Origin of the sequence: Sporosarcina soli (assembly GCF_042655805.1) — a bacterium.
Lineage (GTDB): Bacteria > Bacillota > Bacilli > Bacillales_A > Planococcaceae > Sporosarcina > Sporosarcina soli.
Genome location: NZ_JBHSNO010000005.1, coordinates 1,531,665 through 1,554,855, shown reverse-complemented (window position 1 = coordinate 1,554,855; position 23,191 = coordinate 1,531,665). Strand labels below are relative to the sequence as shown.

Genomic DNA, 23,191 nt, shown 5'->3' with positions numbered 1-23,191 from the left:
GCCCTCCATAACGTAAAAATAATAAGTGTGTGAATTTACAGTGTGTCTAGTTACAATAGTCTAAAAAATTAGTAAAGTATATGGTGAAGTCTAACGAAAATCGCATTAACTAGCAAGGGGAAATGAAAAGGAGGAGTATATATGACAATCACAGTAGTAGAAAAGAAAACGCTCGCAAACTTCATCAATGGACAATGGGTAAAATCGACGACAGATAAATACGAAGAAGTGCCGAATCCGGCTACGGGGGAAATTCTGGCGGAAGTTCCGATTTCCACCCAAGAGGATTTGGACATCGCGGTGGCAGCAGCCAAAAAAGCATTTGCCAAGTGGAAGAAAGTGGCTGTTCCTCAACGTTCTCGGATTCTATTCAAATATCAGCAGCTCTTGATTGAAAATTGGGTTGAGCTTGCGAAACTCATTACGGTTGAGAACGGTAAAAATTACAGTGAAGCGTATGGCGAAGTGCAACGCGGAATTGAGTGTGTGGAGTTTGCGGCGGGAGCACCAACTCTGATGATGGGTACTCAGCTTCCGGATATTGCGACCAATATTGAGTCCGGTATGTATCGTTATCCATTAGGTGTAGTGGGAGGAATTACACCGTTCAACTTCCCGATGATGGTGCCGTGCTGGATGTTCCCGTTAGCGATTGCGAGTGGCAATACATTTATTTTGAAACCGTCAGAGCGCACGCCACTTCTCGCAAACCGTCTTGCGGAATTGCTACAAGAAGCGGGTCTTCCGGAAGGCGTATTCAATGTCGTTCATGGCGCGCACGATATCGTGAACGGCATCTTGAGCCACCCGGATATTCCAGCGGTGTCATTCGTCGGTTCCCAACCAGTTGCGGAGTATGTATACAAGACAGGAACAGCAAATGGGAAAAGAGTGCAAGCACTTGCCGGAGCGAAAAACCATACCATCGTTATGCCAGACGCGGATTTGGATTTGACGGTTACAAATATTATTAACGCTGCTTTCGGATCGGCAGGGGAAAGATGTATGGCTTGTGCGGTTGTCGTGGCGGTTGGTGAAGTGGCGGATGAACTTGTTGAACGTTTAGTCGATGAGTCGAATAAGCTGACGATCGGTAATGGACTGGAAGAAGGGATCTTCCTTGGACCTGTTATCCGGGATTCGCATAAAGACAAGACCCTAAGCTACATTGAATCGGGTGTAACGGAAGGTGCTAAATTAATCCGTGATGGACGAAAAGACAAATCTACTTCTGAAGGCGGTTATTTTGTTGGACCGACCATTTTCGATGAAGTAACGCAAGAGATGAAAATTTGGAAGGAAGAAATTTTTGCACCTGTGCTATCCATTGTTCGAGTGGATACATTGGATGAAGCAATCGAGGTCGCGAACCAATCCGAGTTTGCGAATGGGGCTTGTTTATTCACAGATAGCGCAAAAGCGATCCGACAATTTAGAGAAGAGATTGATGCAGGGATGCTCGGCGTGAATCTTGGTGTACCGGCTCCGATGGCATTCTTCCCGTTCTCGGGCTATAAAAAATCATTCTATGGTGATTTACATGCAAATGGCCGGGATGGAATCGAATTTTACACACGTAAGAAAATGTTGACAGCACGCCATTAAGTGAAAAAAGGGAAAAGGGAGTGGGGAAAATGACGACAGCAAAAGAAACGACGAAATCACTAGTTGAAAAAGACCGTGAAAATGTGTGGCATCATATTTCCGCCTATAACGAAAAGAATCCACCAATGGTTTGGGAAAGCGCAGAAGGGGCTTGGATTACGGATCATCAGGGCAATCGTTATCTAGACGGTATGTCAGGACTTTGGTCCGTGAATGTGGGATATGGGCGCAAGGAACTGGCGCAAGCCGCATTCGAACAGCTGAAAAAGCTGCCTTACGTTCCGATGACACAAAGTCATGAACCTGCAATCGAATTGGCCGAAAAGTTAAATGAACTACTTGGGGAAGAGTATAAAATTTTTTACTCGAATAGCGGATCTGATGCCAATGAAGTAGCATTTAAGCTAGCACGCCAATACCATCAGCAAAACGGGGAGCCGTCACGCTACAAATTCATCTCCCGTTATCGTGCCTATCATGGTAGTTCGATGGGCGCATTGGCGGCGACTGGTCAAGCATTACGCAAATATAAATACGAGCCGCTTGCACCGGGGTTCTTACACGTTGCACCACCGGACAATTACCGAAGACCGGCAGGACAATCGGTTGAAGAATACAATATTCAGCGTGCACAAGAATTCGAAGAAAAAATCATTTGGGAACAGAAAGAAACGATTGCTGGAATTATTATGGAACCGGTTATTACAGGTGGCGGTATCTTAATTCCGCATCCGATTTATCTTGAAAAGGTTCAGGAAATCTGTAACCGCCACGATGTCCTGCTCATCGTAGATGAAGTGATCTGCGGTTTCGGACGGACTGGAAAAGCGTTTGGTCATCAGCATTTCAAAGTGAAGCCGGATATCATCACGATGGCGAAAGGACTAACGAGCTCATACTTGCCGTTGTCGGTAACGGCTATCCGAAAAGATATCTATGAAAAATTCGATACGGGTGAAGAAAATAGCCACTTTCGTCACGTCAATACTTTCGGTGGGAATCCAGCGGCTTGTGCCGTTGCGTTGAAGAATCTTGAAATTATGGAGAGGGAAAATCTCTTCGAACGATCGGTTGAGCTTGGCGAGCGTCTTCTAAATGAGTTGGCAGAATTAAAGGATCATCCGTTTGTCGGGGATATTCGCGGGCTTGGATTCCTTCTTGGCATTGAACTTGTAGAAGACAAAGAAACGAGAGAGCCTGCCTCCAATGCGCGTGTTGCGAAGATTATCGGGGAATGTAAGGCCAATGGACTCATCATTGGAAGAAACGGTGATACGGTTGCTGGATATAACAATATCCTAGCGCTTAGCCCGCCACTATCTTGTACAGATGAAGATTTTGATTTCATCGTAGCGGTCATTAAGAAAGTATTTAAGGAAAATGAATAGATAGCTCCAATCAGCAATGATTTTAACTAGTTGAGAAACATTTCGAATACCCATCTCATCGCCAATATCCCGGGTGATGAGATGGATATCTGATGATGAATCAAATTATTATCTGTAAATGTGGCATGACATTCAACATACGGCAACCACGTATAACTGCTTGTCGGTGAATTCTAAGGGAAAGATAAAAATTAGTGTAGGTTACTTGGAGGGGCTGGTAGTCAAGGGGAGACAGCGTATTGGAAAAGTCGTTTATACACGTTAAAAAAGGCTTTCTCGTCAGAATTCTAATGAGGAAGCCTTTTTATTGTTAGGGGTGATTGTCACAACTATTTCTTTAAGGTTAAGCCATTTCAGCTGTTCTTCACGTTTCTTAAATTTGCAAATTAGGTCAATTGTGGAGCAGGTTGTCAGCTCTGCTCTTGTTGTCCTTTAACAGTTGATGGACCATGATCGCAACTTCAAGCGCAAGGCGATTCGGTGGTTCCATAAAATCAGCACCTAGGAGCGCTTCTAACTTTTCAAGTCGATGGTACAATGTTTGCCTAACGATAAACAGAGAATCGGCAGTGTCCTTTTTAGAGCCGTTGCATGCCAGATAGACGCGAAGTGTTTCCAAAAGCGCACTATCCGTCTTTTGATCGTAGTCAAGTACTGCAGATAAGTAATCTAGGACGTAGGTTTCAAGATAATCGCTATTTTTTAAGAGAAGAAGGAGTCTGTAAATTCCTAGTTCTTCATAGAAGTTTGTTTCCGTTATCCTTGATTCATGGAGAGCAAGAACTTTCCTAGCTTCTTCATAACCCCTTTTTACATCTGAAAACTCCTTATAGACCATACTTATTCCAAACGTGCACTTGTCCCCGGTGATGAAGCTATTATCCTTCATTTCACTAATGTGTCGGATTACTTGTGAAAAACGAGTAGTCTCATTTCTTAGATGATCAGCGACGATGAACGAAGCGATGATAGCAATCTCATTTTTGGTGGAAGACACTGCGGGAAAAAAACCTGTTCTTTTAAAAAGGGATCGGATCATTATCGACCTTTGTAGTTTAATTTCTTCCCAGTCATCCTCGCTGTGGTTTGTTTCTTCTGCATTGGTTTGTATGATAAAGATTCTAAAATGCATATTTCGACTTGCTATGGGCAAATAACTTTGTAAATCGTCTTGTTCGAAATCTCTGCCGTTTAATAAGTTTCGGACAAATTCCTCTTCATTATGTTGTTTCCTTTCTTCAATCGTGCGATTACGTAATAAAATTTGTGCAATCGCAAGCGCGGCACGATCCAAAATAAGAAAGGTGAATTCGTCTGATATCGGCTGACCCACTTGTAGGCAGAGATACCCCCAGGTTTGTCCCAGTCCTTTAACAGGCATAAGGGCGAATAGTTGCTTGTCAAGTGTAAAAATAGTCTGTTCCACATCGCTTGAAGGAAGGGTTTCAAAATAATTCCGAATGGTGTATTCCATCTCTTTGCTTTCAGGCGGGTAATAATAAGCCCTTCTATCATCGGTCATAAATAGAATGCTTTTCTGAAAAAACTGGTGTAATTCCTGTAAAATTTTCAAAATACCATTTGGTGTAAGGGACAAAGCATTAAATTTCCTTGAAAGCGTATCTAACTGTGAAAGCATTTGATGATGTTGATTAATGATAAATGTATGAAGGTCTTGCGTAATATCAACAAATTTCACTGGATTCTCAAATATGATGATTGGGAAATCATGCTCGTTTGCCAGTGTGAGGAGTTCAGGCGGCATTTCTTTGAAATAATATCCTAATTCTATACAAATACATGCAACATTTTTTTCTATCAGTTTCTCTACATATTTTAGTTGATTGGGTAGATCGGGTTGTAGGCCTCCACCTGTCGTAAGAATCATTTCCCCTCCATCGATCAAAGACTCAAATTCATTAACTTCCAGTACATGTGTCCATTTCACTTGCCGATCCAACCCACCCTCTCCCGCCACAACTTTTGCAGATTTGAACGGATTACGGGAAAGAACATCGCCAACAGTCAATCTCAATTCATTCATTTAATAGTTGCCCTCCAAAACGTAAAAAAAATAAGTGTATGATTTTACAATTTGTCCAATTACAATAGTCAAAAAAATTAGTAAAGTATAGTATGAAGTCTAACGAAAATCGCGTTAACTAGCAAGGGAAATTGAATAGGGGAATCCATACGACAATCACAGCGGCAGAAAAGAAAACGCCCATGATCCTTGCCGTTGGACAATGGGTAAAATAGACACAAAGAAAAAGGAGACTTGACTATGGATAAAACAATCATCTGTAGATGTGAAGAAGTTTCTTTACATGACATTCAACATACTGCAGCCACCTATAACTGCTCTGCCCGTGAAGTGAAATTACGAACACGTGCGGGTATGGGGTACTGTGGCGGGCGGACATGTAGACCAGCTGTAGATGCGGTATTAGAAGCAGCTACGGGAGAAAAAGCAGGGCACGATATACCGATGAAAGTCCAACCACCCGTCAGACCTGTATCATTGTCCGTTTTGGGAGGGGAAGTAAAATGATAAACCGTATAGTAGATCATCCAGTTCTTGGGAAATTAACGAACCAAAAGCTAGTCAATTTTACTTTTGATGGTGTTACTTATAAAGGTTTTGAAGGCGATACAATCGCATCGGCACTGCTTGCAAATGGCATTAGACAACTGCGCGTGCATGAAGAAACCGGCGCCCCACGAGCCATTTACTGTAATATTGGCCATTGCTTTGAATGCCGTGTAACGGTCAATCAAGCACAAGGGGTTCGGGCATGTATGACACCAATCGAAAAAAATATGATCGTCGAGAGTGGCAAATTACAGGCCACTCCATTTGACTCTACACCAGAGGAATGGCCGCGTACATATGCCGAATTTGAACAGCGGACCAAGGGAGAAAAGGTCGGTGAGCCACATGTATGATGTCGTCATAATCGGTGCAGGCCCCGCTGGTTTGTCGGCGGCCATTGCATGTCGTGAATCAAATTTAAATGTTATCGTCATCGATGAATTTTCGAAACCAGGTGGACGATTGCTAGGACAACTTCACCAAGAACCGAATGGGGAATGGTGGAATGGCATAAAAGAAACACAAGTATTAATAGATACGGCAGAAAAACTTAACACAGAAATTAAGTGTGGCGTTTCTGCCCACCATATTGAAAAAGTAGAACACGGCTATGCCGTCCATACGAATATAGGCGTTCTCGACACGACCAATCTATTGATCGCAACAGGCGCTGCGGAAACAGCAGTCCCGATTCCGGGCTGGACACTTCCCGGTGTGATGTCTATCGGTGCAGCGCAAGTGATGACAAACGTCCACCGCGTTCGCGTTGGAAAGAAAGGGATTGTCGTTGGTGTCAACGTTTTGTCTGCAGCGATTGCCCGTGAACTTCAAATTGCCGGAATTGAACTGCATAGTATGGCGCTACCAATTGCGAACACCGTCACGAAAAAACATGCCGATCCAAGAACTGTAATGGATGGATTGGTACGGATTGCACATTTGGCACCTTCTGCTTTCCTGCGGTTTGGAAGTAAGTTTGCCAAATCCGAGTGGGTACGCGATATCGCTGTGAAGTTGTATCCCAAAGGCGGCGTGAAAATGTGGGGAATGCCGATCCATATTCGAAAAGCTATCGTTCAAATAAACGGTACAGAAAAGGTAGAATCCGTTACGATGTGTGATATTACTGCGGACGGAGAAGTGATTGCTGGCAGCGAAAAAACAATCGATGTCGATTTTGTCTGTATAGCGGGAGGGCTTTATCCGCTTGCAGAGCTGGCGGCTGTCATCGGTTGTCCATTCCAATACGTCGAAGAGTTGGGCGGTCATGTCCCAATTCATAATGAACAAATGGAAACACCACTGAAAGGCTTATATGTGGCTGGCAATATTACAGGTATCGAAAGTGCAAAAGTCGCTCGTGCACAAGGGACGCTTGCGGGATACTCGATTGCGAAAAACCACGCCAAAATACAACAAGCGATGAGAGATGTAAAATCAGTCCGTGATTCGGCATCCATCCAATTTCATCCTTCTATTGTTGAAGGACGGGAGAGGATTCATAGATCGTTCCTAGAGTATGAAAATGCACAATAAACCTTTGGAATAAGGAGGATGTTGAATGTCAACGAAAAATCATGCGGAAGTCGCGATTATTGGTGGGGGAATTGTCGGTTGTGCCATCGCTTATTATGTTGCCAAATCGGGAATTGACTGTGTACTCATTGAGAAAAATGATATTGCAAGCGGTACTTCTTCACGCTGTGACGGCAACGTGACCATTGTGGATAAAGACCCTGGATTTGATAGTTTAATGTCCTGGAAAAGTCAGGAATTGACGATAGAGTTGAGTAACGAACTGGATTTACCATTCGAATACCGGGCGCTCGGCAGTTTGCTCGTCTGTGAGAATGATACGGAAATGCAAGCAGCAAAAGAATGGGTGGACATCCAAACTGCGGCGGGCTTGAAATTCAACTTACTCGATCGGGAAGACCTGCGACAAGAATCCCCTTATTTTGCAGACGATATTCCAGGTGGGCTGGAATGTGAAACGGATTCACTCATCAATCCCTACCTATTTTGTTATTCGCTCATTGAAAAGGCCAAGCAATACGGTCTGAAATTGCAGACCCATGCCGAAGTGACGAATATTACGAAAAAAGAAGCGTTTACCATTGAAACGACGAACGGAACCTTTACCGCCAAGAAAGTGGTCAATGCGGCTGGCGTTTGGGCACCTTTCATTGGTAAAATGCTCGATCTCGATATCCCGATCATCCCGAGAAAAGGCCATATTATGGTCGGTGCCCGACAAAAGCCGGTTATGATGCGCAACGTCATGGAGTTCGGTTATTTGATGAATAAGTTTGGCCGGGAGCGTATTGTCGATAAAAGAACGGAACAACACGGTGTAGCGCTAGTACTGGAGCCGACGGAAAGCCAGAATTTCTTACTAGGAAGTAGCCGCCAATTCGTCGGGTATGATGGGAGGATCGATATCAATGTCGTGGAAACGATGGCGAGAAGAGCGATGCGATTCTACCCGAAATTGAATGATTTCACGATGATTCGCGCGTATACGGGTTTCAGACCATGGACAGCCGATCATTTGCCGATTGTTTCAGAAGTCGATGAAATTCCTGGGTTTTTCATCGCAGCCGGACATGAAGGTGATGGCATCAGTTTGGCGACGGTTACTGGGAAGTTAATTGACGAATTGATTCGCGGTGTATCCGATACGATTATTCCATCGACTCCATTACAATTTGAGCGTTTTGCGAAAGTGCCTGTTACACAATAAAACGACTTTAAATTAAAAGAGGGTTCCAATTGTGACTAAGTAAGAGAGGCATTGCAAACGAAGCTTCACATAAGTAAGGGTTTAGACTGTAGACAAAAGCGTGAAAGCGCTCGACGTTTACGGTCTTTTTGTGGTTTGCAAAGCTTATAGTGGGTTGAAGGCGACTGCAGCGATTTAAAGGACATTTTTGTTATTGGACAAAGTGTAAAGTAAATTCATTTTTAATCTTACTAAATGTTAATCAGGAGTTGGAAATACGATCAATATACTGCTAAGGCAGACTGGAGATCTGTTTAGCAAGTGTGATAGAGGATTACTGTAAAGCGTTATGAACGTATCAAAATGAAAACAGGGGGTTCATTGGATATGAATAAGCTCGATCACGTTGTAGGTGAAGAAAAATCGGTAGACAGGCTTTACCACTTTATAGATGGAGCAAGATCAGAAGGTAAAAATGAACGTTATGGTTATGTTTATAACCCATCCACAGGTGAGGAAACGGCTGTTTGTCCTTATGCAACAGCTGAGGAAGTGGACGTTGCGGTAGAAGCTGCAGAACAAGCCTTTAAAAGATGGAAGAGCACGCCTGTTGCGAAAAGAGTAGAGATTCTTTTCGAATTCAAATCATTACTCGTTAAGGCGACAGAAGAACTGGCTGTCATGATTGGACAAGAAAATGGAAAAACAATCACGGATGCCAAAGGAGAAATCAGTCGTGCAATCGAAGCGGTCGATTTTGCGATGAATGCACCGCATTTGTTAAAAGGGGAGCACTCATCTGATGTAGGCGGAGACATTAACGCCTTTTCTATTAAACAACCACTTGGCGTCGTTACCTGTATTGCACCGTTTAATTTCCCTGTCATGGTACCTGTTGCGATGTCGACAATGGCACTTGCATGCGGTAATTCGGTGATCTTAAAGCCTTCCGAGCGTGTACCGAATTCTGCATTATTCATCTCGGAGCTGTGGAAAAAGGCGGGGCTTCCTGCAGGGGTATGGAGTGTAGTAAATGGCGACAAGGAAGCGGTCGATGCACTGATTACCCACCCCAATGTGATGGCTGTTAGTTTTGTAGGTTCAACAAAAGTGGCGGAAGCAATTTATGAAAAAGCAAGCCGGCATCATAAACGAGTCGCCGCATTTGGTGGAGGAAAAAACCATATGATCATCATGCCAGATGCTGATATCGATTTTGCAGTCACTTCTTTCATAGGTGCTGCATATGGAGCTGCCTCCCAACGTTGTATGGCTCTTTCTGTTGCAATGCCAGTAGGAGAAAAAACAGCAAAGGTATTTGTTGAAAAGTTGAAAAGGCGCGTCGAGGAGTTAAAAGTGGGCTCATATGACGATGAGGAAGCAGACTTTGGACCGGTGATTACGCAACAAGCGAAAGATCAGGTACTCAAGTCAATTGAAGGAAGCTTGCGGGAAGGTGCGAAACTCTGTGTGGATGGCCGTGATCCAGATGTGGGGAGAACTACTAATGGTTATTACTTGGGGGCCACTTTACTTGACCGTGTCACACCGGATATGGAAATTTACCGGGAAGAAGTGTTTGGTCCGGCAAGGATAGTCGTTCACGTTAATAGCTTGGACGAAGCGATCAATCTGGTAAACGAACATGAATACGGCAATGGCGTGACAATCTTTACACAGAGTGGTCCTGCTGCCCGCAAATTCACAGAGGAAATCGAGGTTGGCATGGTTGGGGTTAATGTCCCCATTCCGATTCCGGTAGGCTACCACAATTTTGGAGGATGGAAGCGTTCGAAGTTTGGCGAAAGTCATATGTTCGGACCGGACACCGTGCGCTTTTTCACGAAAATAAAAACAGTATCTGAAAGATGGCCAGAATCGAAAGGTAACAATGATGTTGCATTTGATTTTCCGAGTAATCGCAATTGACGGAAACAGTCAGTGTAGATAGGTCATTATGATTGATAAGGGAAGAGGGGGAAAGAAGATGACAAAAGTGGGACAGGAAAACGAATCGCTAGTTGAAAAGGATCGTCAACATGTGTGGCATCATATATCTGCCTATAATGAAAAGAATCCACCGATGATTATAACGGAAGGAAAAGGGGCTTGGATTACAGATCATAATGGCAATCGGTACCTCGATGGCATGTCCGGACTGTGGTGCGTAAATGTGGGCTATGGGCGTGAGGAACTGGCGAAAGCCGCATATGAACAGATGACGAAGCTGGCGTATGCACCTTTGACACAAAGTCACGAACCTGCGATTGGGCTCGCTGAAAAGTTGAATGAAATGCTTGGTGACGAGTATGTGTTTTTCTATTCGAATAGCGGATCTGATGCAAATGAAGTGGCGTTCAAGCTAGCACGTCAATATCATCAGCAAAACGGGGAATCATCCCGTTACAAATTCATCTCCCGCTATCGCGCGTACCATGGAAGCTCAATGGGTGCGCTCTCAGCGACAGGTCAAGCACTTCGTAAATACAAGTACGAGCCGCTTGCACCGGGATTTCTGCACGTTGCACCACCTGACAATTATCGCAGACCTGCGGGGCAATCAATTGAAGAGTACAATATCCAACGCGCCCAAGAGTTTGAGGAGAAAATTATTTGGGAGCAAAAAGAGACGATTGCCGGCATTATTATGGAACCACTTATTACAGGCGGAGGTGTCTTGATTCCCCATCCGGTTTACTTGGAAAAAGTCCAGGAAATCTGCCAACGTCACGGTGTCCTTCTCATTATTGATGAAGTCATTTGTGGATTCGGAAGAACTGGAAAAGCATTTGGTCATCAGCATTTTAATGTGAAACCGGATATTATTACGATGGCGAAAGGACTAACAAGCGCTTATTTACCGCTATCAGTTACAGCTGTTCGAAAAGACATTTATGAAAAATTTGATACGGGTGAACAGAACAGCCATCTCCGCCACATTAATACATTCGGCGGGAACCCTGCGGCTTGTGCAGTTGCGTTGAAGAATCTTGAGATTATTGAAAAAGAAAGCCTTGTCGAACGATCGGCGAATCTCGGGGAGCGTCTTCAAAAAGAATTGGCAAGCTTGAAGGACCATCCATTTGTTGGCGATATCCGTGGTCTCGGTTTCCTCCTAGGAATTGAACTTGTTGAAGACAAGAAAACGAAACAACCTGCTTCCAATGCACGTGTCGCGAAAATTATCGGGGAATGCAAGGCGAATGGGCTTATTATTGGAAGGAACGGTGATACGGTAGCCGGCTATAATAATATTTTAGCGCTTAGCCCACCGCTATCCTGCACCGACGAAGATGTAGATTTTATGATCGCGGTTGTAAAGAAAGTGTTTAAAGAAAACGAATGAATGATCTGGATAGAGGTGTGTGCACACCTCTTATTCCTATATCTATCTTCATTCAGCAAATGTTTTTGTACTGTAAGCGAAGCGTCAGGTACAGAAGACTCCCACCTCTGTAGGTGGCGAGATGAATGCGGTTTTGTTTCCTGATCAGCGGGTGTTCAAACGCCCGCTGAACGAAGAATGGAAGGCAACCTAAGTTCGCCGCGTCCCGTAAGGTGCCTTAATTTCCGCAAAAAACGCAGAAATACGGCAAATCGAACCCTTCGCTGTTCGATTGGCAACGGTTGCATGACCTACATCCTGTAGGCCCGCGGATGTCACAGATTTTTTAGAGGAGCTTTTCGAGCGAGCTCGAAAAAATCTGGACGCAATTACGCCGAGGCGTAATTGATTTAATTATAACAATGGGAGGTGTTGAGATGTTCAATTTACCAGCGGAAACGTTTTGGTGGCTTGTTCCGTGGCCATTCATATGGGTAGGATTGGCCTTGGTATTGTATGTAAAGTTGAAAAGGGAAGATGAGAAAGAAAATGATCGTTAGGGGGGAAAGCAACGAGTATGGATGGCGTTATTTTTATAACTTATATAGCAGTACTCTTAGTCATCGGTCTCTGGTTTTCGCGTAAGTCATCTGAATCCACGGAAAATTATTTGCTTGGGGGAAGATCACTTGGTCCGGCTGTTACCGCCATGACGATGCAGACAACTGCTATGAGTGGTTATATGTTCATGGGGGCACCTGCGCTCGCCTTCAAATATGGTTGGTACGCTTTGTGGTATGCGATTGGTGATGCGGGAGGTTCCATCATTAATCTTTCCGTTTTAGGGAAGCGGATGAGAAGAATGTCTGAATTATTGGGAGCGCTTTCACCGATAGAATACTTGGAAAAAAGATTTGAAAGTGCCAGTGTACGTGTCATCGGTTCAATTATAGCGATTGTTTTTCTATTCGCTTATGTTTGCGCTCAATTTATAGCGGCAGGAAAAGCGATGGCTACACTCACCGGTTTTCCATATGAGCTGTCATTGGTGATCGGGATCAGTGTCATTATTATCTATACAGTGGCAGGGGGCTATCTAGCCGTTGCTTACACTTCCTTTGTGCAAGGAATCATAATGGTGACCGGGGTTGTCGGTATCGGTTTTTTAGCTTATTTTCATGTCGGTGGAATATCCGGATTGAATACTGCCTTGGCACAAATCGATCCCACTTATTTAAGTATTTGGGGGAAAGATTTGGCCTTCTACGGCCAGTGGGGAGTAGTACTAGGCGCTATTCTTATCTTTGGGATAGGGTATATGGGGCTCCCACATGTGGTCGTACGACATATGTCGATGCAAAGCACCAAAACGGTAAAAGGTGCAATTCTGATAAGTGCAATCTGGAACCAATTCTTTATCTATGTTCCCTATATTTTAGGACTTATCGGAATCATACTTTTGCCTAATCTCGCTGATCCGGAGATGGTCATTACCGAATTAGCTTACACGCTTTTCCCGGGCTTTTTTGCGGCTCTTCTGTTATCAGCGGTTATGTCCGCTGTCATGTCCACTGCGGATTCTTTACTCATGCAAGCAGGAACCATTTTATCCCGTGACGTCTATCAACGGTTTATCAATAAGAACGCGAGCCAGAAAACAACAGTCCTTGTTTCTAGGTTATGTATTTTAGGAGGAGGACTTGTCGGAATCGCTGTTGCGATTTATGAACCACCATCCATTTTTGGATTAGCTGTTTTTGCTTTTGGTACGCTTGGGAATAGCTTTCTTGTTCCTTACGTTGCTTCCGTATATTCAAAAAAGGCTAATGCTCTTGGCTGTCTATGTGCAATGATTGGTGGGGCTATGACAAATATTATTTGGACTTCGATGGAGTTGGAAACGATAACGGCCGTACATCCGTTTTTGGCAGGCCTGACCGTCTCCCTTATCGGGATGATTATTGGCAGTCGTTTTGGTCGCAAGCCTTCCCAGCCCATCCTGAATATCTTTGAACAATCAACAAATAAACGCTTCTTTTCAAAAGAGTTTGATCAAAATATCGCTCGTAGTTTAGCTCCTGAAGCTAAAAATATATCGAGTTTTTTGTCGCAAGAAACAGATCGCCACAGTGGGATATACTCATGAGTGGGGTATTGATGCAAGAACCGGTTTATGGTGAACAGGATGTTTTACGTGGGTTGCAGCAGTATGAAAAGCAAGCTAAGATGAACGTACGTAAATTGATTTTTTATCCGTATTACTTATTTGAATATGAACTTGGCATTAGAAGTTTACTGAAGTTAAAAGGAAAGACAGCTTGTACGATAGATGCGTTAAGTGGGTATGGGGCATTGATTGATGTGCAACCTGAATTTTCACATCGCCAGATTGAGGCTGGACAGGCCCCTGCAATTCAGATCGATGAGGATGAAGCAAGGGAAGCGGCGGGACAGTTTATTTTTGAAAATGCTATGTCGAAAGCAAAGTTTGTAACTGTTCCGGATATTCAATTGTTAACGAGTACATTATTTTATCGTCCTTTTTGGTTGGTAGAGTACAGACTTGAAGCATATGAGCCAAAGTCGCTAATCGTAGATGCTATAAGTGGCAGTTACCATCCATTATGAAGAAATGTAGAAAATACGAATGCCAAGAAAGACTGAGATCCGTGGAGCCACTCAGTCTTTTTTGGCACCCTTTTAATGGGTTCATTTTTTCAATTTCATCTCTTTCGCTTCGGCTTTCAATGCTTTGAGCAAAGCGACGATCATGAGCAGCATGATGAAAGAAAACGGCAAAGCTGCGATGATGATCGTGTTTTGCAAGGCGGTCAGTCCATTGACGGATAGGAGAATGACCGCGATTGTCGACTGGATGATACCCCAGATGAGCTTCACATTATTCGGTGGTGTCAACGAGCCATTCGTCGATTGCATGCCCAATACAAAAGTGGCCGAATCTGCCGAAGTGATGAAGAAGGAGGCGATGAGTAAAATCGCGAAAATCGAAATGAAGAGCGATAAAGGCATCGCGTTGAACATTTCAAAAATAGTCAGTTCCGTAGACGACGCGGTCAAATCGGTCAAACCTTGTTTTTGCATATCGATGGCAGTCGTCCCGAATGCCGAGAACCAGAACGAACCAAGCAGTGTAGGGGCAACCAGCACCCCGATCATGAACTCCCGAATCGTACGCCCTTTCGATACACGTGCGATGAACATACTGACAAACGGAGCCCAAGAAATCCACCAAGCCCAGTAAAAAATGGTCCATCCATCGAGCCACTCCCGATTGTCTGCGTTTAAAGGCGCCGTGCGCATACTCATATTCACAAGATTCGCCAAATAACCACCAAAAGAATCGGTAAACATATTGAAAATAAGCAATGTCGGACCCAAAATGAGGATGAATCCGAGTAGTGCCAACGCAAGGACGATGTTCGCATTGGACAAATACTTGATCCCTTTGCTGAGCCCCGACCAAGCGGACATGATGAACAAGACTGTGACGATCGCAATGATGATGAATTGCGAGGAGATGCCGATGCTGACACCAAAGAGATAATTCAGGCCTGCATTAATTTGAACAGCACCGAAGCCGAGTGACGTGGCGACTCCGAACGACGTCGCAAAGACAGCGAGTACATCGACGAGAACGCCCCGCGGACCTTTCATTTTATTGCCGAATATCGGCTTCAATGTTGCTGAAATTAATCCCGGTTCTTGTTTACGGAACTGGAAGAAGGCAAGGGATAACGCAATTACTCCGTACATGGCCCACACATGGAGACCCCAATGGAAAAAGGATTGACGCAATGCCTCTTTGAAGGCTTCATCTGTATTCGGCTCTTCTGTAGCCGGACTAATTGCAAAATGAGACAATGGCTCAGCTGCACCGTAAAAGACGAGCCCGATACCCATTCCTGCAGAAAAGAGCATCGCAATCCAAGTGACAGTTGAGAACTGTGGGCGATCGGTGTCCTTTCCCAGTCGGATCCTCCCGTATGGACTTAAGGTAAAAAAGATACTGAGCACTAGCATGAATGACATGAGTAACATATAGTACCAGCCAAACGTTGACGCAACGAAGTTTTTGATGTTTGATGTGATGGCTTCAAAACTTCCGGGTGAAAATGCGCCGAACCCGACGGCCAATATGATGAGACCGATTGTGATATAAAAGACATTTGAAATTTTCTTCATGCTTCCCCCTTTTGGAACTGGTGATGGAGCCCAGACTTTGACTGCAAACGCCTTTTAAAATCTGTGACATCCGCTGAACAGCGATAAACAATTTTCAACTATACTAGCAAACGACATTGAATGCAACCGCACTTGGGTGACCATATTGTTCTTTTCAATTTTATTTCCATATGGAAAAAAGTCGTGTCAGGCTTATAAGCAATAAACTTTCCTTGTGCTTGTCTATCACGTAAATTGGGTATATAAGCATAATGAAAGAGGTTAGAAAATGAGCATTTATAACTACTTGGTGCGAAAGCCAAATGGCGAGATCCTTTCGATGGAAACGTATCGTGGCAAAACGATGTTAATCGTCAATACAGCAAGCAAATGCAGGTTCACGTATCAGTTTGAAGAATTGCAGAAAATGTATGAGCAGTATAAGGATCGAAATTTTGTCATACTCGGTTTTCCATGTGATCAGTTTGGTAATCAGAACCCAGAAGATGGGGATGATTCGGCATTATTTTGTCAGAAAAATTACGGCGTCAGTTTTCCAATGTTCGATCTAGTGATGGTGAATGGGGAAGGGATGGACCCTTTATTCTCTTATTTGAAACATGAAGTCCCATTCCGTGATTTGGATAAGGAAGTGATGGCGGAGAACATTTTGAAGACGAGATTGAAAGAAGAGTATCCCGAGTATTTGGAAGGGCGTAACATTCGGTGGAATTTTACAAAATTCCTCGTCGCTGCAGATGGGGAAGTCGTCAAACGATTTGAACCGACCGATTCCCGATTGCTGGTGGAAGAGGAAGTCGAAAGATATTTGCCACAACCGATATCGAATTGAAAAAAACCTGCTAAAGAGATGCGTCTCTTTAGCAGGTTTTTTCTCATTCCAATTAGATAGAACAAAATGGATCCAGCGAACTTATTTTACAATACTTTTGACTACGTCATGAATGATTTGGCTATTGGCGATAGGACCCGAATAGAGCCAGCTTGTATCTTTTGCGAATTCATGAACGTTGCCGTTTTTGACGGCAGGTATATTTGCCCAGAGTGGATCTCTTAGCATTTCTGCGCCATTTCCTACATCACTGTTAATGAGAAATAGGTGATCAGCATCCAACTCTGCCAACTTTTCCAGAGAAACAGGGGACCAATCGCCTGTTGCCGATTCGGATATTTCCTTCACTAAGCTTGGAGCGGTCAGACCAAGTTCACCATATAATACGGCGCCGCTTGAAGCTGTTTCACTGACCATATACACCGTATTATTGACGATCCAGATCGCTGCCGCTGATTGTGTACCAACCGCGTTGTGGATTTTTTCTTTTGATTCTTCTACCAATTGATCGTACTGTTGCAAGACTTCGTCAGCTTTCTCGTTCTTATCAAATATTTCTGCGACTTTTAACAGTTTTTCACGCCAAGACGCATTTGCCTCATTCTCCAATACAAAAGTAGGTGCAATTTTATTGTACTGTTCGTATTTTCCGCCTTCTACCGTTTCAGCCGATGACACAATGATGAGATCGGGATTGAAACTGGTCACCGCTTCAAAGGGTAGGTCGAAAGGAATAGTCGGTATGTCCTTTAACGAATCTTGTAAGTAGTTTTGGATGGATGCACCGTTATTGACGGACCACTGTGCAACAGGAGTGATGCCTAATGCGATCAGGTGGTCTTCCAAATATGAAGCGATGACGCGTTCAGGATTGGCGGGAATCGTCACTTCATGCCCTAAAGCGTCTGTCAGTACACGTTCTTGGGAAGCTTTCTCAGAACCGTTTTTTGGTTTTTCCTCGTTGTTCTGTTGCTGATTTCCGCAAGCTACTAAAAATATGGAGAGTAAAAAGATTGCCGTAACGAGCAACTTGTTTCTGATAGATGTATTCAATAGTTTTCCTCCTCTTACTTTACAGCTTAAATGTTTTATCTTCATTCAGCAGAAGATTCCCACCTCTGTAGGTGGCGAGATAAATGCAGTTTTGTTTCCTGGTCAGCGGGTGTTCAAACGCCCGCTGAACGAAGATAAAGCCTCCGGCGGATGTCACAGCTTTTGAAAGGAGTTAATTGAGCCTTGCTCAATTCAAAATCTGGACGCAATTACGCCGAGGCGTAATTGATTGAAGCTATTGTAGATTATAATGAAATTGATAATCGTTTTCAATTATGAATTGTAAATCGTTGAAAGATACCTTATACTAATGAAAAGTGATAATGATTCTCATTATCGAAGAAGGAAAGGTTGGTAAACAGATATGTCAGTTCTTACTGTCGATCAGGTAGCGGTAGGGTATGCGAATGCTGTAATTATAGATGGATTAAGCGTGGAGATCCCTGCAGGGAAAATTACGACGATCATTGGACCAAATGGGTGTGGCAAGTCTACGTTGTTAAAAGCGGTCGCTCGAATTTTGAAAACGCAAAGTGGGACTGTGTTTCTTGACGGGCGGGCCATTCAGCAACTTTCCACAAAGGAAGTTGCCAAGAAGATGGCGATTTTACCGCAAAGTGCTGAAGCACCACCAGGGCTGACGATTTTTGAGCTTGTTTCATACGGCAGGTTTCCGCACCAACGTGGATTCGGCACGTTGAAACAAGACGACTTGAAACATATCCATTGGGCGATTGAAGTGACGGGGTTAAGCGAGTTGAAGGACCGTCCGGTGGAAGCATTGTCAGGGGGGCAGCGCCAGCGCGTATGGATTGCGATGGCACTTGCACAAGACACGGATATTTTAGTATTGGATGAGCCGACAACGTATTTGGACTTGGCCCATCAGTTGGATATTCTCTTATTGCTCAAAAAGCTGAACGAGGAAGAAGGAAAAACGATTGTCATGGTCTTGCATGATTTAAATCATGCGTCTCGTTTCTCGCATTATATGATTGCAATGAAAGACGGCGAAGTCGTTACGGAAGGGAAACCTGAAAAAGTGATGACCCATACGAATTTGCAAGCGGTGTTCGACATCAATGCATTTTTAGCAGAGTGTCCATTCAGTCAGCATCCGATCTGTTTATCTTATCAATTGAATAAAGAAACGGACTGCTTAGTGCAAACTGTTGAATATGCGTAAGGAGCAAGTAAGATGTCAGCTTCAGTCAAAGAGTCAGTAAAGATGAAAAAAGTGTACAAAGGATCACGCCCGATCATGGCGACATTTATATTGATTGGCGGGATGATCGGGTTACTGTTCGCGATAGGCCTTTCGATTTCATTTGGTGCGGCGGATATTGAGTTGGCGACGGTTTGGTCTTCTGTTTTCCACTTCCAACCCGAATTGACATCTCACCAGATCATTCAAGAAATCAGATTGCCGAGAGTTTTAGGAGCGGCGTTAGTCGGCGCTTGTTTTGCCGTTGCAGGATCGATCATGCAAGGAATGACACGCAACCCGCTGGCGGATTCAGGTCTTTTGGGCTTAAACGCCGGTGCCGCTTTTATGTTGGCCATTTGTTTCGCATTTTTTCCTGGTCTGCCTTATATGTATATCATTCTGTTTTCATTTTTAGGTGCTGCGGTCGGTGCAGGCCTGGTGTATGGTGTGGGCTCATTGGCAAAAGGCGGGTTGACGCCGATGCGCCTCGTATTGGCAGGTGCGGCCGTCAGTGCTTTGCTTGCTGCTTTAAGTGAAGGGATTGCAATTCATTTCCGCATCGGTCAAGATTTAGCGTTTTGGTACGCTGGCGGTGTTTCCGGCACAAAGTGGGAGCACCTTCAAATCATGACACCGTGGATAGTGGTTGCCATAGCGGGTGCCATTATTCTTTCCAAATCGATTACGTTGCTCAGTCTTGGGGACGAAGTGGCAATTGGACTGGGCCAACGAACCGGCGTCATTAAACTTTTTGGAGCGCTTATTGTTTTAGTCTTAGCAGGTGCAGCCGTTTCGGTAGTTGGGGCTGTCGGGTTTGTCGGCTTGATCGTTCCTCATTTGACACGCTTTCTTGTCGGCAATGATTACCGATGGATTGTTCCTTGTTCTGCCATTTTAGGAAGCCTATTAGTCGTATTGGCGGACTTTGCTGCTAGAATGGTGAATCCGCCTTATGAAACACCTATTGGAGCGCTCATTGCGTTATTGGGTGTCCCATTCTTCCTTTACCTTGCGCGTAAAGGAGGGAAGGAATTATGAGTGAGAATAAATATGTTTCGGTTTATCAACAAAAAAGACATCGTAAAAATGTTTTCATTATCATAACGATTGTTGTCCTTATTTTGTTGATGTTGATGATCAGTATGAATACAGGTTTTATTCGACTGACGCCTGGGGAACTGTTCCGTACATTGTTTGGAATGGGAACAGAAAAGCAGCAACTGATCTTGTTTGAATTCCGGTTGCCGCGAATCGTCATTTCTATTTTAGTGGGGATGGCCTTGGCCGTGTCGGGGGCCATCCTACAAGGCGTGTCGAGGAATGCGTTAGCGGATCCGGGAATTTTAGGGATTAACGCGGGTGCAGGTCTAGCTGTTATGTTGTTCATCTCGTTCTTTCCATCGACAACGGCAACGCCCGTCTTTTTTCTGCCATTTTTAGCGTTTGTAGGTGCAGGAGTGACGGCTGTTCTCATCTATGTGCTTTCATATAAACGGGACGAAGGCATTTCGCCGATTCGCTTGTTGTTGACAGGTGTTGCGATTGCAGCCGGGATCAGTGCAGCGATGATTGTATTAACATTGCGATTATCGCCTGAAAATTATCAATTTGTAGCGGTATGGATGGCGGGCAGTATTTGGGGGTCCAATTGGAAGTTTGTTATCGCATTATTGCCATGGATTTTTATTTTATTGCCGATCGCTTTTGCAAAATCTCGGGTGTTGAATACGTTGAACCTAGGAGAAATGCCAGCGACAGGGCTCGGATTGGCAATCGAAAGAGAGCGACTAATTTTACTTGCAGTAGCAGTCGGTTTAGCGGGGGCCGGTGTATCAGTCAGTGGAGGCATCGGCTTTATCGGTCTGATCGCCCCTCATTTAGCGCGTCAATTAGTAGGCGCCAAGCATCAGTATCTGATACCGACAGCCGCGTTGGTCGGGAGTCTTCTACTTATTACGGCGGATACGATCGGAAGGTGGATCATCGAGCCATCCGAAGTACCTGCCGGGATTGTCGTTGCTGTCATCGGAGCCCCCTATTTCTTGTATTTATTGGCCAAATCAAAAGCATAAGAAAAGGTTTGGATATTTCGTATTTAGCCAAATGACGAATTAGAAAAGGAGTAGTCGTGATGAATTCTGAACAATTGTATGATGTAACAATTATTGGTGGGGGCCCGGCAGGACTCTATTCTGCTTTTTATAGTGGTTTACGGGAAATGAAAACAAAAATCATTGAATTCCAGCCTTACTTAGGCGGGAAAGTGCATGTCTATCCTGAGAAAATGATTTGGGATGTAGGCGGTCTGACACCTGTTCCGGGCGGGCAACTCATCGAGCAAATGATTCAGCAAGGATTGACTTTTGAGCCAGAGGTTGTCCTGGGCGAAAAAGTGACAGCAATTAGCAAAGGTGAAGACGGAAACTTTATGGTCCAAACCGCAAGCAATCAAAAACACTACTCTAAAACAGTTATTTTGGCTGTCGGATACGGTATCTTAAAACCGACGAAATTGGAGCTTGAAGGTGCTGAGCGATTTGAAGTTTCAAATTTACATTATACAGTCAAATCATTTGAACGTTTCCAAGGGAAAACGGTGTTGATCTCCGGTGGAGGGAATGCAGCGATCGACTGGGCCAATGAATTGGAGCCGATTGCGGAAAAAGTATATTTAACCTATCGGAAAGAGCTATTAAAAGGACATGAGGCTGAAGTGACCCGCTTGTTCAATAGTTCTGTTGAATGTCTATTGAATACATCGATTGAAAGATTGATTGCGGCAGATGATCGTGAAAGCATTGAAAAAGTGGAGCTCGTCAACAATGAAGATGGACAGAAAATTCAGCTTGCAGTGGACGAAGTAATCATTAACCATGGCTATGATCGGGATAAAGCACTGACGTCCAATAGTGGATTAGATATCGAGATGGCAGATGAATATACGGTTGCAGGTAGTCCGATGAGTGAAACTTCTGTCCCTGGACTCTATGCGGCAGGAGATATTTTGAATCACGAAGGAAAACTGCATCTCATCGCAGGAGCGTTCCAAGATGCGGGGAACGCGGTGAATAAAGCGAAACAATACATTGAGCCCGAAGCGTATGGACATGGACGGGTATCCTCGCATAATGACCTCTTTAAAGAGAAAAACCGTGAATTGGTGAAGCATTTATATGCGGTGAAAAACTAAGCGATTTTACAGGGAGATGAATGAAATGTTTTCGCGTCTTCCATAGTTTGAATAACATTAAAAAACGGCTAAGACGTGTCTGTCTGTAGCCGTTTTTCAATCTTCATCTTTAATATCGCGATCGGGCGGGATCGGTTCGTTGCGCCATTCATCGATTTGGCGTTTCAATGTTTCCAGTTGCTCAAAGTACAGGTTGAATTGCGCTTGATTGATCAGAAACTGTTCGCCATCGTGAACGGAGCGGATCCGACCTTCGCGTACATATTTTTGCACTTGTTGGACCGGCATGCCGAGATACTCAGCAGCTTCTTGAATGGTAATATACATGCGGATTCTCCTTAAAAAATCCCCGCCATTTCAATTGCGGACAAAGAGGTGGCGAGGATCATTATATCGTCTAGGCTCCGGGCGCCAGATGCTCGGGTCATAAGCCATTTTGGCTATGAGGCAAAGATCGCCTCTTCGCCAATCTGTCTTATGCCTGTCGCATCTAAGCAGGCGCCCTGCGCTTTTGTATGTCAGATTAACTTTTCGAAGTTCAGGCGTTTGTTCAAAGCCATCATAATCGGGATTCCGACTGCCATGACGACGAATTCCCCAATTGCAAGTGTTAAATAAACGATGAGGAACGGAATGCCATTAAAATCGGGAAGATCCGCAAAAATCTTAAGCTGATAGGCGATGATAATCATCAAAACCGTAAAGACGATTGTGTTAAATAGCATTCGCTTGAAGATGCCGTTAATGAATTTTGCAGAAAAAATGGTTATTGAAAGAGCGATTACCGAATGAAGCACTCCGAAAATGACATCAACGAGAATCGGTGAAAATAGGAAGTTCGCGACAAAGACACCGATTACAATACCAAAAATATATTTCTTATTGAAAACGACGAGATGATTGAACATCTCAGAAACCCGAAATTGGACGAGTGTAAAACCAAATGGGGCAATTAAAAATGTAACAGCGACATACAAAGCGGCGATAACTCCACTTGTGGCCATCGTTTTTACTTTCATTATTTAGTTCCTCCTAGTTTTTTTACGTGGGATGGTTGCGAACCACGTGTTGAA

Annotated in this window: 21 protein-coding genes and 1 riboswitch; of the genes, 16 read left to right on the top strand and 5 right to left on the bottom strand. The window is 44.1% G+C overall.

Going from position 1 to position 23,191, the window contains the following annotated elements; all coding sequences use genetic code 11:
* The first annotated feature begins 141 nt into the window (after positions 1-141).
* Positions 142-1,605, top strand: coding sequence for a CoA-acylating methylmalonate-semialdehyde dehydrogenase (locus tag ACFPRA_RS11430; RefSeq protein ID WP_381434272.1), 1,464 nt, complete (start codon positions 142-144; stop codon positions 1,603-1,605).
* 29 nt (positions 1,606-1,634) lie between these two features.
* Positions 1,635-2,993, top strand: a complete 1,359-nt coding sequence (locus tag ACFPRA_RS11425) for an aspartate aminotransferase family protein (protein ID WP_381434270.1) — start codon at positions 1,635-1,637, stop codon at positions 2,991-2,993.
* A 391-nt stretch (positions 2,994-3,384) separates the two neighbouring features.
* On the opposite strand, the gene ACFPRA_RS11420 is transcribed toward ACFPRA_RS11425, so the two are convergent.
* Positions 3,385-5,037, bottom strand: coding sequence for a PucR family transcriptional regulator (locus ACFPRA_RS11420; RefSeq protein WP_381434267.1), 1,653 nt, complete (start codon positions 5,035-5,037; stop codon positions 3,385-3,387).
* 240 nt (positions 5,038-5,277) lie between these two features.
* Here ACFPRA_RS11420 and ACFPRA_RS11415 point away from each other — a divergent pair, with 240 nt between their 5' ends.
* From ACFPRA_RS11415 to ACFPRA_RS11375, 9 genes are all read left to right on the top strand, one after another.
* Positions 5,278-5,544: a (2Fe-2S)-binding protein gene (locus ACFPRA_RS11415; protein WP_381434263.1), complete on the top strand. Its 267-nt coding sequence runs from the start codon at positions 5,278-5,280 to the stop codon at positions 5,542-5,544.
* On the top strand, positions 5,544-5,939 hold the full coding sequence (locus ACFPRA_RS11410; protein ID WP_381434880.1) for a (2Fe-2S)-binding protein: 396 nt from the start codon (positions 5,544-5,546) through the stop codon (positions 5,937-5,939). Before ACFPRA_RS11415 ends, ACFPRA_RS11410 begins: the two co-directional genes overlap by 1 nt.
* Complete coding sequence (locus tag ACFPRA_RS11405) at positions 5,932-7,122, top strand: NAD(P)/FAD-dependent oxidoreductase (RefSeq protein ID WP_381434877.1); 1,191 nt, start codon at positions 5,932-5,934, stop codon at positions 7,120-7,122. The genes ACFPRA_RS11410 and ACFPRA_RS11405 overlap by 8 nt, the downstream gene beginning before the upstream one ends.
* A gap of 25 nt (positions 7,123-7,147) precedes the next feature.
* Entirely contained in the window at positions 7,148-8,329 is a 1,182-nt protein-coding gene (locus ACFPRA_RS11400) for an NAD(P)/FAD-dependent oxidoreductase (RefSeq protein ID WP_381434260.1), read from the top strand.
* Between the two features lie 366 nt (positions 8,330-8,695).
* A complete protein-coding gene (locus tag ACFPRA_RS11395; protein ID WP_381434258.1) occupies positions 8,696-10,237 on the top strand; it encodes a CoA-acylating methylmalonate-semialdehyde dehydrogenase in 1,542 nt (513 codons plus the stop codon).
* Positions 10,238-10,295: 58 nt separating this feature from the next.
* A complete protein-coding gene (locus ACFPRA_RS11390; protein ID WP_381434255.1) occupies positions 10,296-11,654 on the top strand; it encodes an aspartate aminotransferase family protein in 1,359 nt (452 codons plus the stop codon).
* Positions 11,655-12,070: 416 nt separating this feature from the next.
* The gene (locus tag ACFPRA_RS11385) at positions 12,071-12,193 is read left to right on the top strand and encodes a hypothetical protein (RefSeq protein ID WP_255726619.1); all 123 of its coding nucleotides are present in this window, start codon (positions 12,071-12,073) and stop codon (positions 12,191-12,193) included.
* A gap of 17 nt (positions 12,194-12,210) precedes the next feature.
* Positions 12,211-13,779, top strand: coding sequence for a sodium/proline symporter (locus ACFPRA_RS11380; RefSeq protein WP_381434251.1), 1,569 nt, complete (start codon positions 12,211-12,213; stop codon positions 13,777-13,779).
* Positions 13,776-14,261, top strand: coding sequence for a hypothetical protein (locus tag ACFPRA_RS11375; protein WP_381434249.1), 486 nt, complete (start codon positions 13,776-13,778; stop codon positions 14,259-14,261). Before ACFPRA_RS11380 ends, ACFPRA_RS11375 begins: the two co-directional genes overlap by 4 nt.
* Positions 14,262-14,342: 81 nt before the next feature.
* On the opposite strand, the gene ACFPRA_RS11370 is transcribed toward ACFPRA_RS11375, so the two are convergent.
* Entirely contained in the window at positions 14,343-15,836 is a 1,494-nt protein-coding gene (locus ACFPRA_RS11370) for a glycine betaine uptake BCCT transporter (RefSeq protein WP_381434246.1), read from the bottom strand.
* A 268-nt stretch (positions 15,837-16,104) separates the two neighbouring features.
* On the opposite strand from ACFPRA_RS11370, the gene ACFPRA_RS11365 reads away from it, so the two are divergent.
* Entirely contained in the window at positions 16,105-16,668 is a 564-nt protein-coding gene (locus ACFPRA_RS11365; protein WP_381434243.1) for a glutathione peroxidase, read from the top strand.
* An 81-nt stretch (positions 16,669-16,749) separates the two neighbouring features.
* Here ACFPRA_RS11365 and ACFPRA_RS11360 read toward each other — a convergent pair whose 3' ends face one another.
* A complete protein-coding gene (locus ACFPRA_RS11360) occupies positions 16,750-17,766 on the bottom strand; it encodes an ABC transporter substrate-binding protein (RefSeq protein ID WP_381434241.1) in 1,017 nt (338 codons plus the stop codon).
* 319 nt (positions 17,767-18,085) lie between these two features.
* Between ACFPRA_RS11360 and ACFPRA_RS11355 the strand changes: the two genes are divergently transcribed.
* From ACFPRA_RS11355 to ACFPRA_RS11340, 4 genes are read left to right on the top strand one after another with little or no spacing between them, the layout of a single operon-like run.
* The gene (locus ACFPRA_RS11355; protein WP_381434237.1) at positions 18,086-18,907 is read left to right on the top strand and encodes an ABC transporter ATP-binding protein; all 822 of its coding nucleotides are present in this window, start codon (positions 18,086-18,088) and stop codon (positions 18,905-18,907) included.
* Positions 18,908-18,949: 42 nt separating this feature from the next.
* Positions 18,950-19,966, top strand: coding sequence for a FecCD family ABC transporter permease (locus ACFPRA_RS11350; RefSeq protein WP_381434875.1), 1,017 nt, complete (start codon positions 18,950-18,952; stop codon positions 19,964-19,966).
* Positions 19,963-21,000, top strand: a complete 1,038-nt coding sequence (locus tag ACFPRA_RS11345) for a FecCD family ABC transporter permease (RefSeq protein ID WP_381434234.1) — start codon at positions 19,963-19,965, stop codon at positions 20,998-21,000. Before ACFPRA_RS11350 ends, ACFPRA_RS11345 begins: the two co-directional genes overlap by 4 nt.
* Before the next feature lie 59 nt (positions 21,001-21,059).
* Complete coding sequence (locus tag ACFPRA_RS11340) at positions 21,060-22,118, top strand: NAD(P)/FAD-dependent oxidoreductase (RefSeq protein WP_381434231.1); 1,059 nt, start codon at positions 21,060-21,062, stop codon at positions 22,116-22,118.
* A 96-nt stretch (positions 22,119-22,214) separates the two neighbouring features.
* On the opposite strand, the gene ACFPRA_RS11335 is transcribed toward ACFPRA_RS11340, so the two are convergent.
* Both ACFPRA_RS11335 and ACFPRA_RS11330 read right to left on the bottom strand, forming a co-directional pair.
* A complete protein-coding gene (locus ACFPRA_RS11335) occupies positions 22,215-22,445 on the bottom strand; it encodes an excisionase family DNA-binding protein (RefSeq protein WP_239389658.1) in 231 nt (76 codons plus the stop codon).
* Between the two features lie 191 nt (positions 22,446-22,636).
* The gene (locus ACFPRA_RS11330) at positions 22,637-23,137 is read right to left on the bottom strand and encodes a QueT transporter family protein (RefSeq protein WP_381434228.1); all 501 of its coding nucleotides are present in this window, start codon (positions 23,135-23,137) and stop codon (positions 22,637-22,639) included.
* 7 nt (positions 23,138-23,144) lie between these two features.
* Positions 23,145-23,189, bottom strand: a riboswitch (PreQ1 riboswitch).
* Positions 23,190-23,191: the final 2 nt, after the last annotated feature.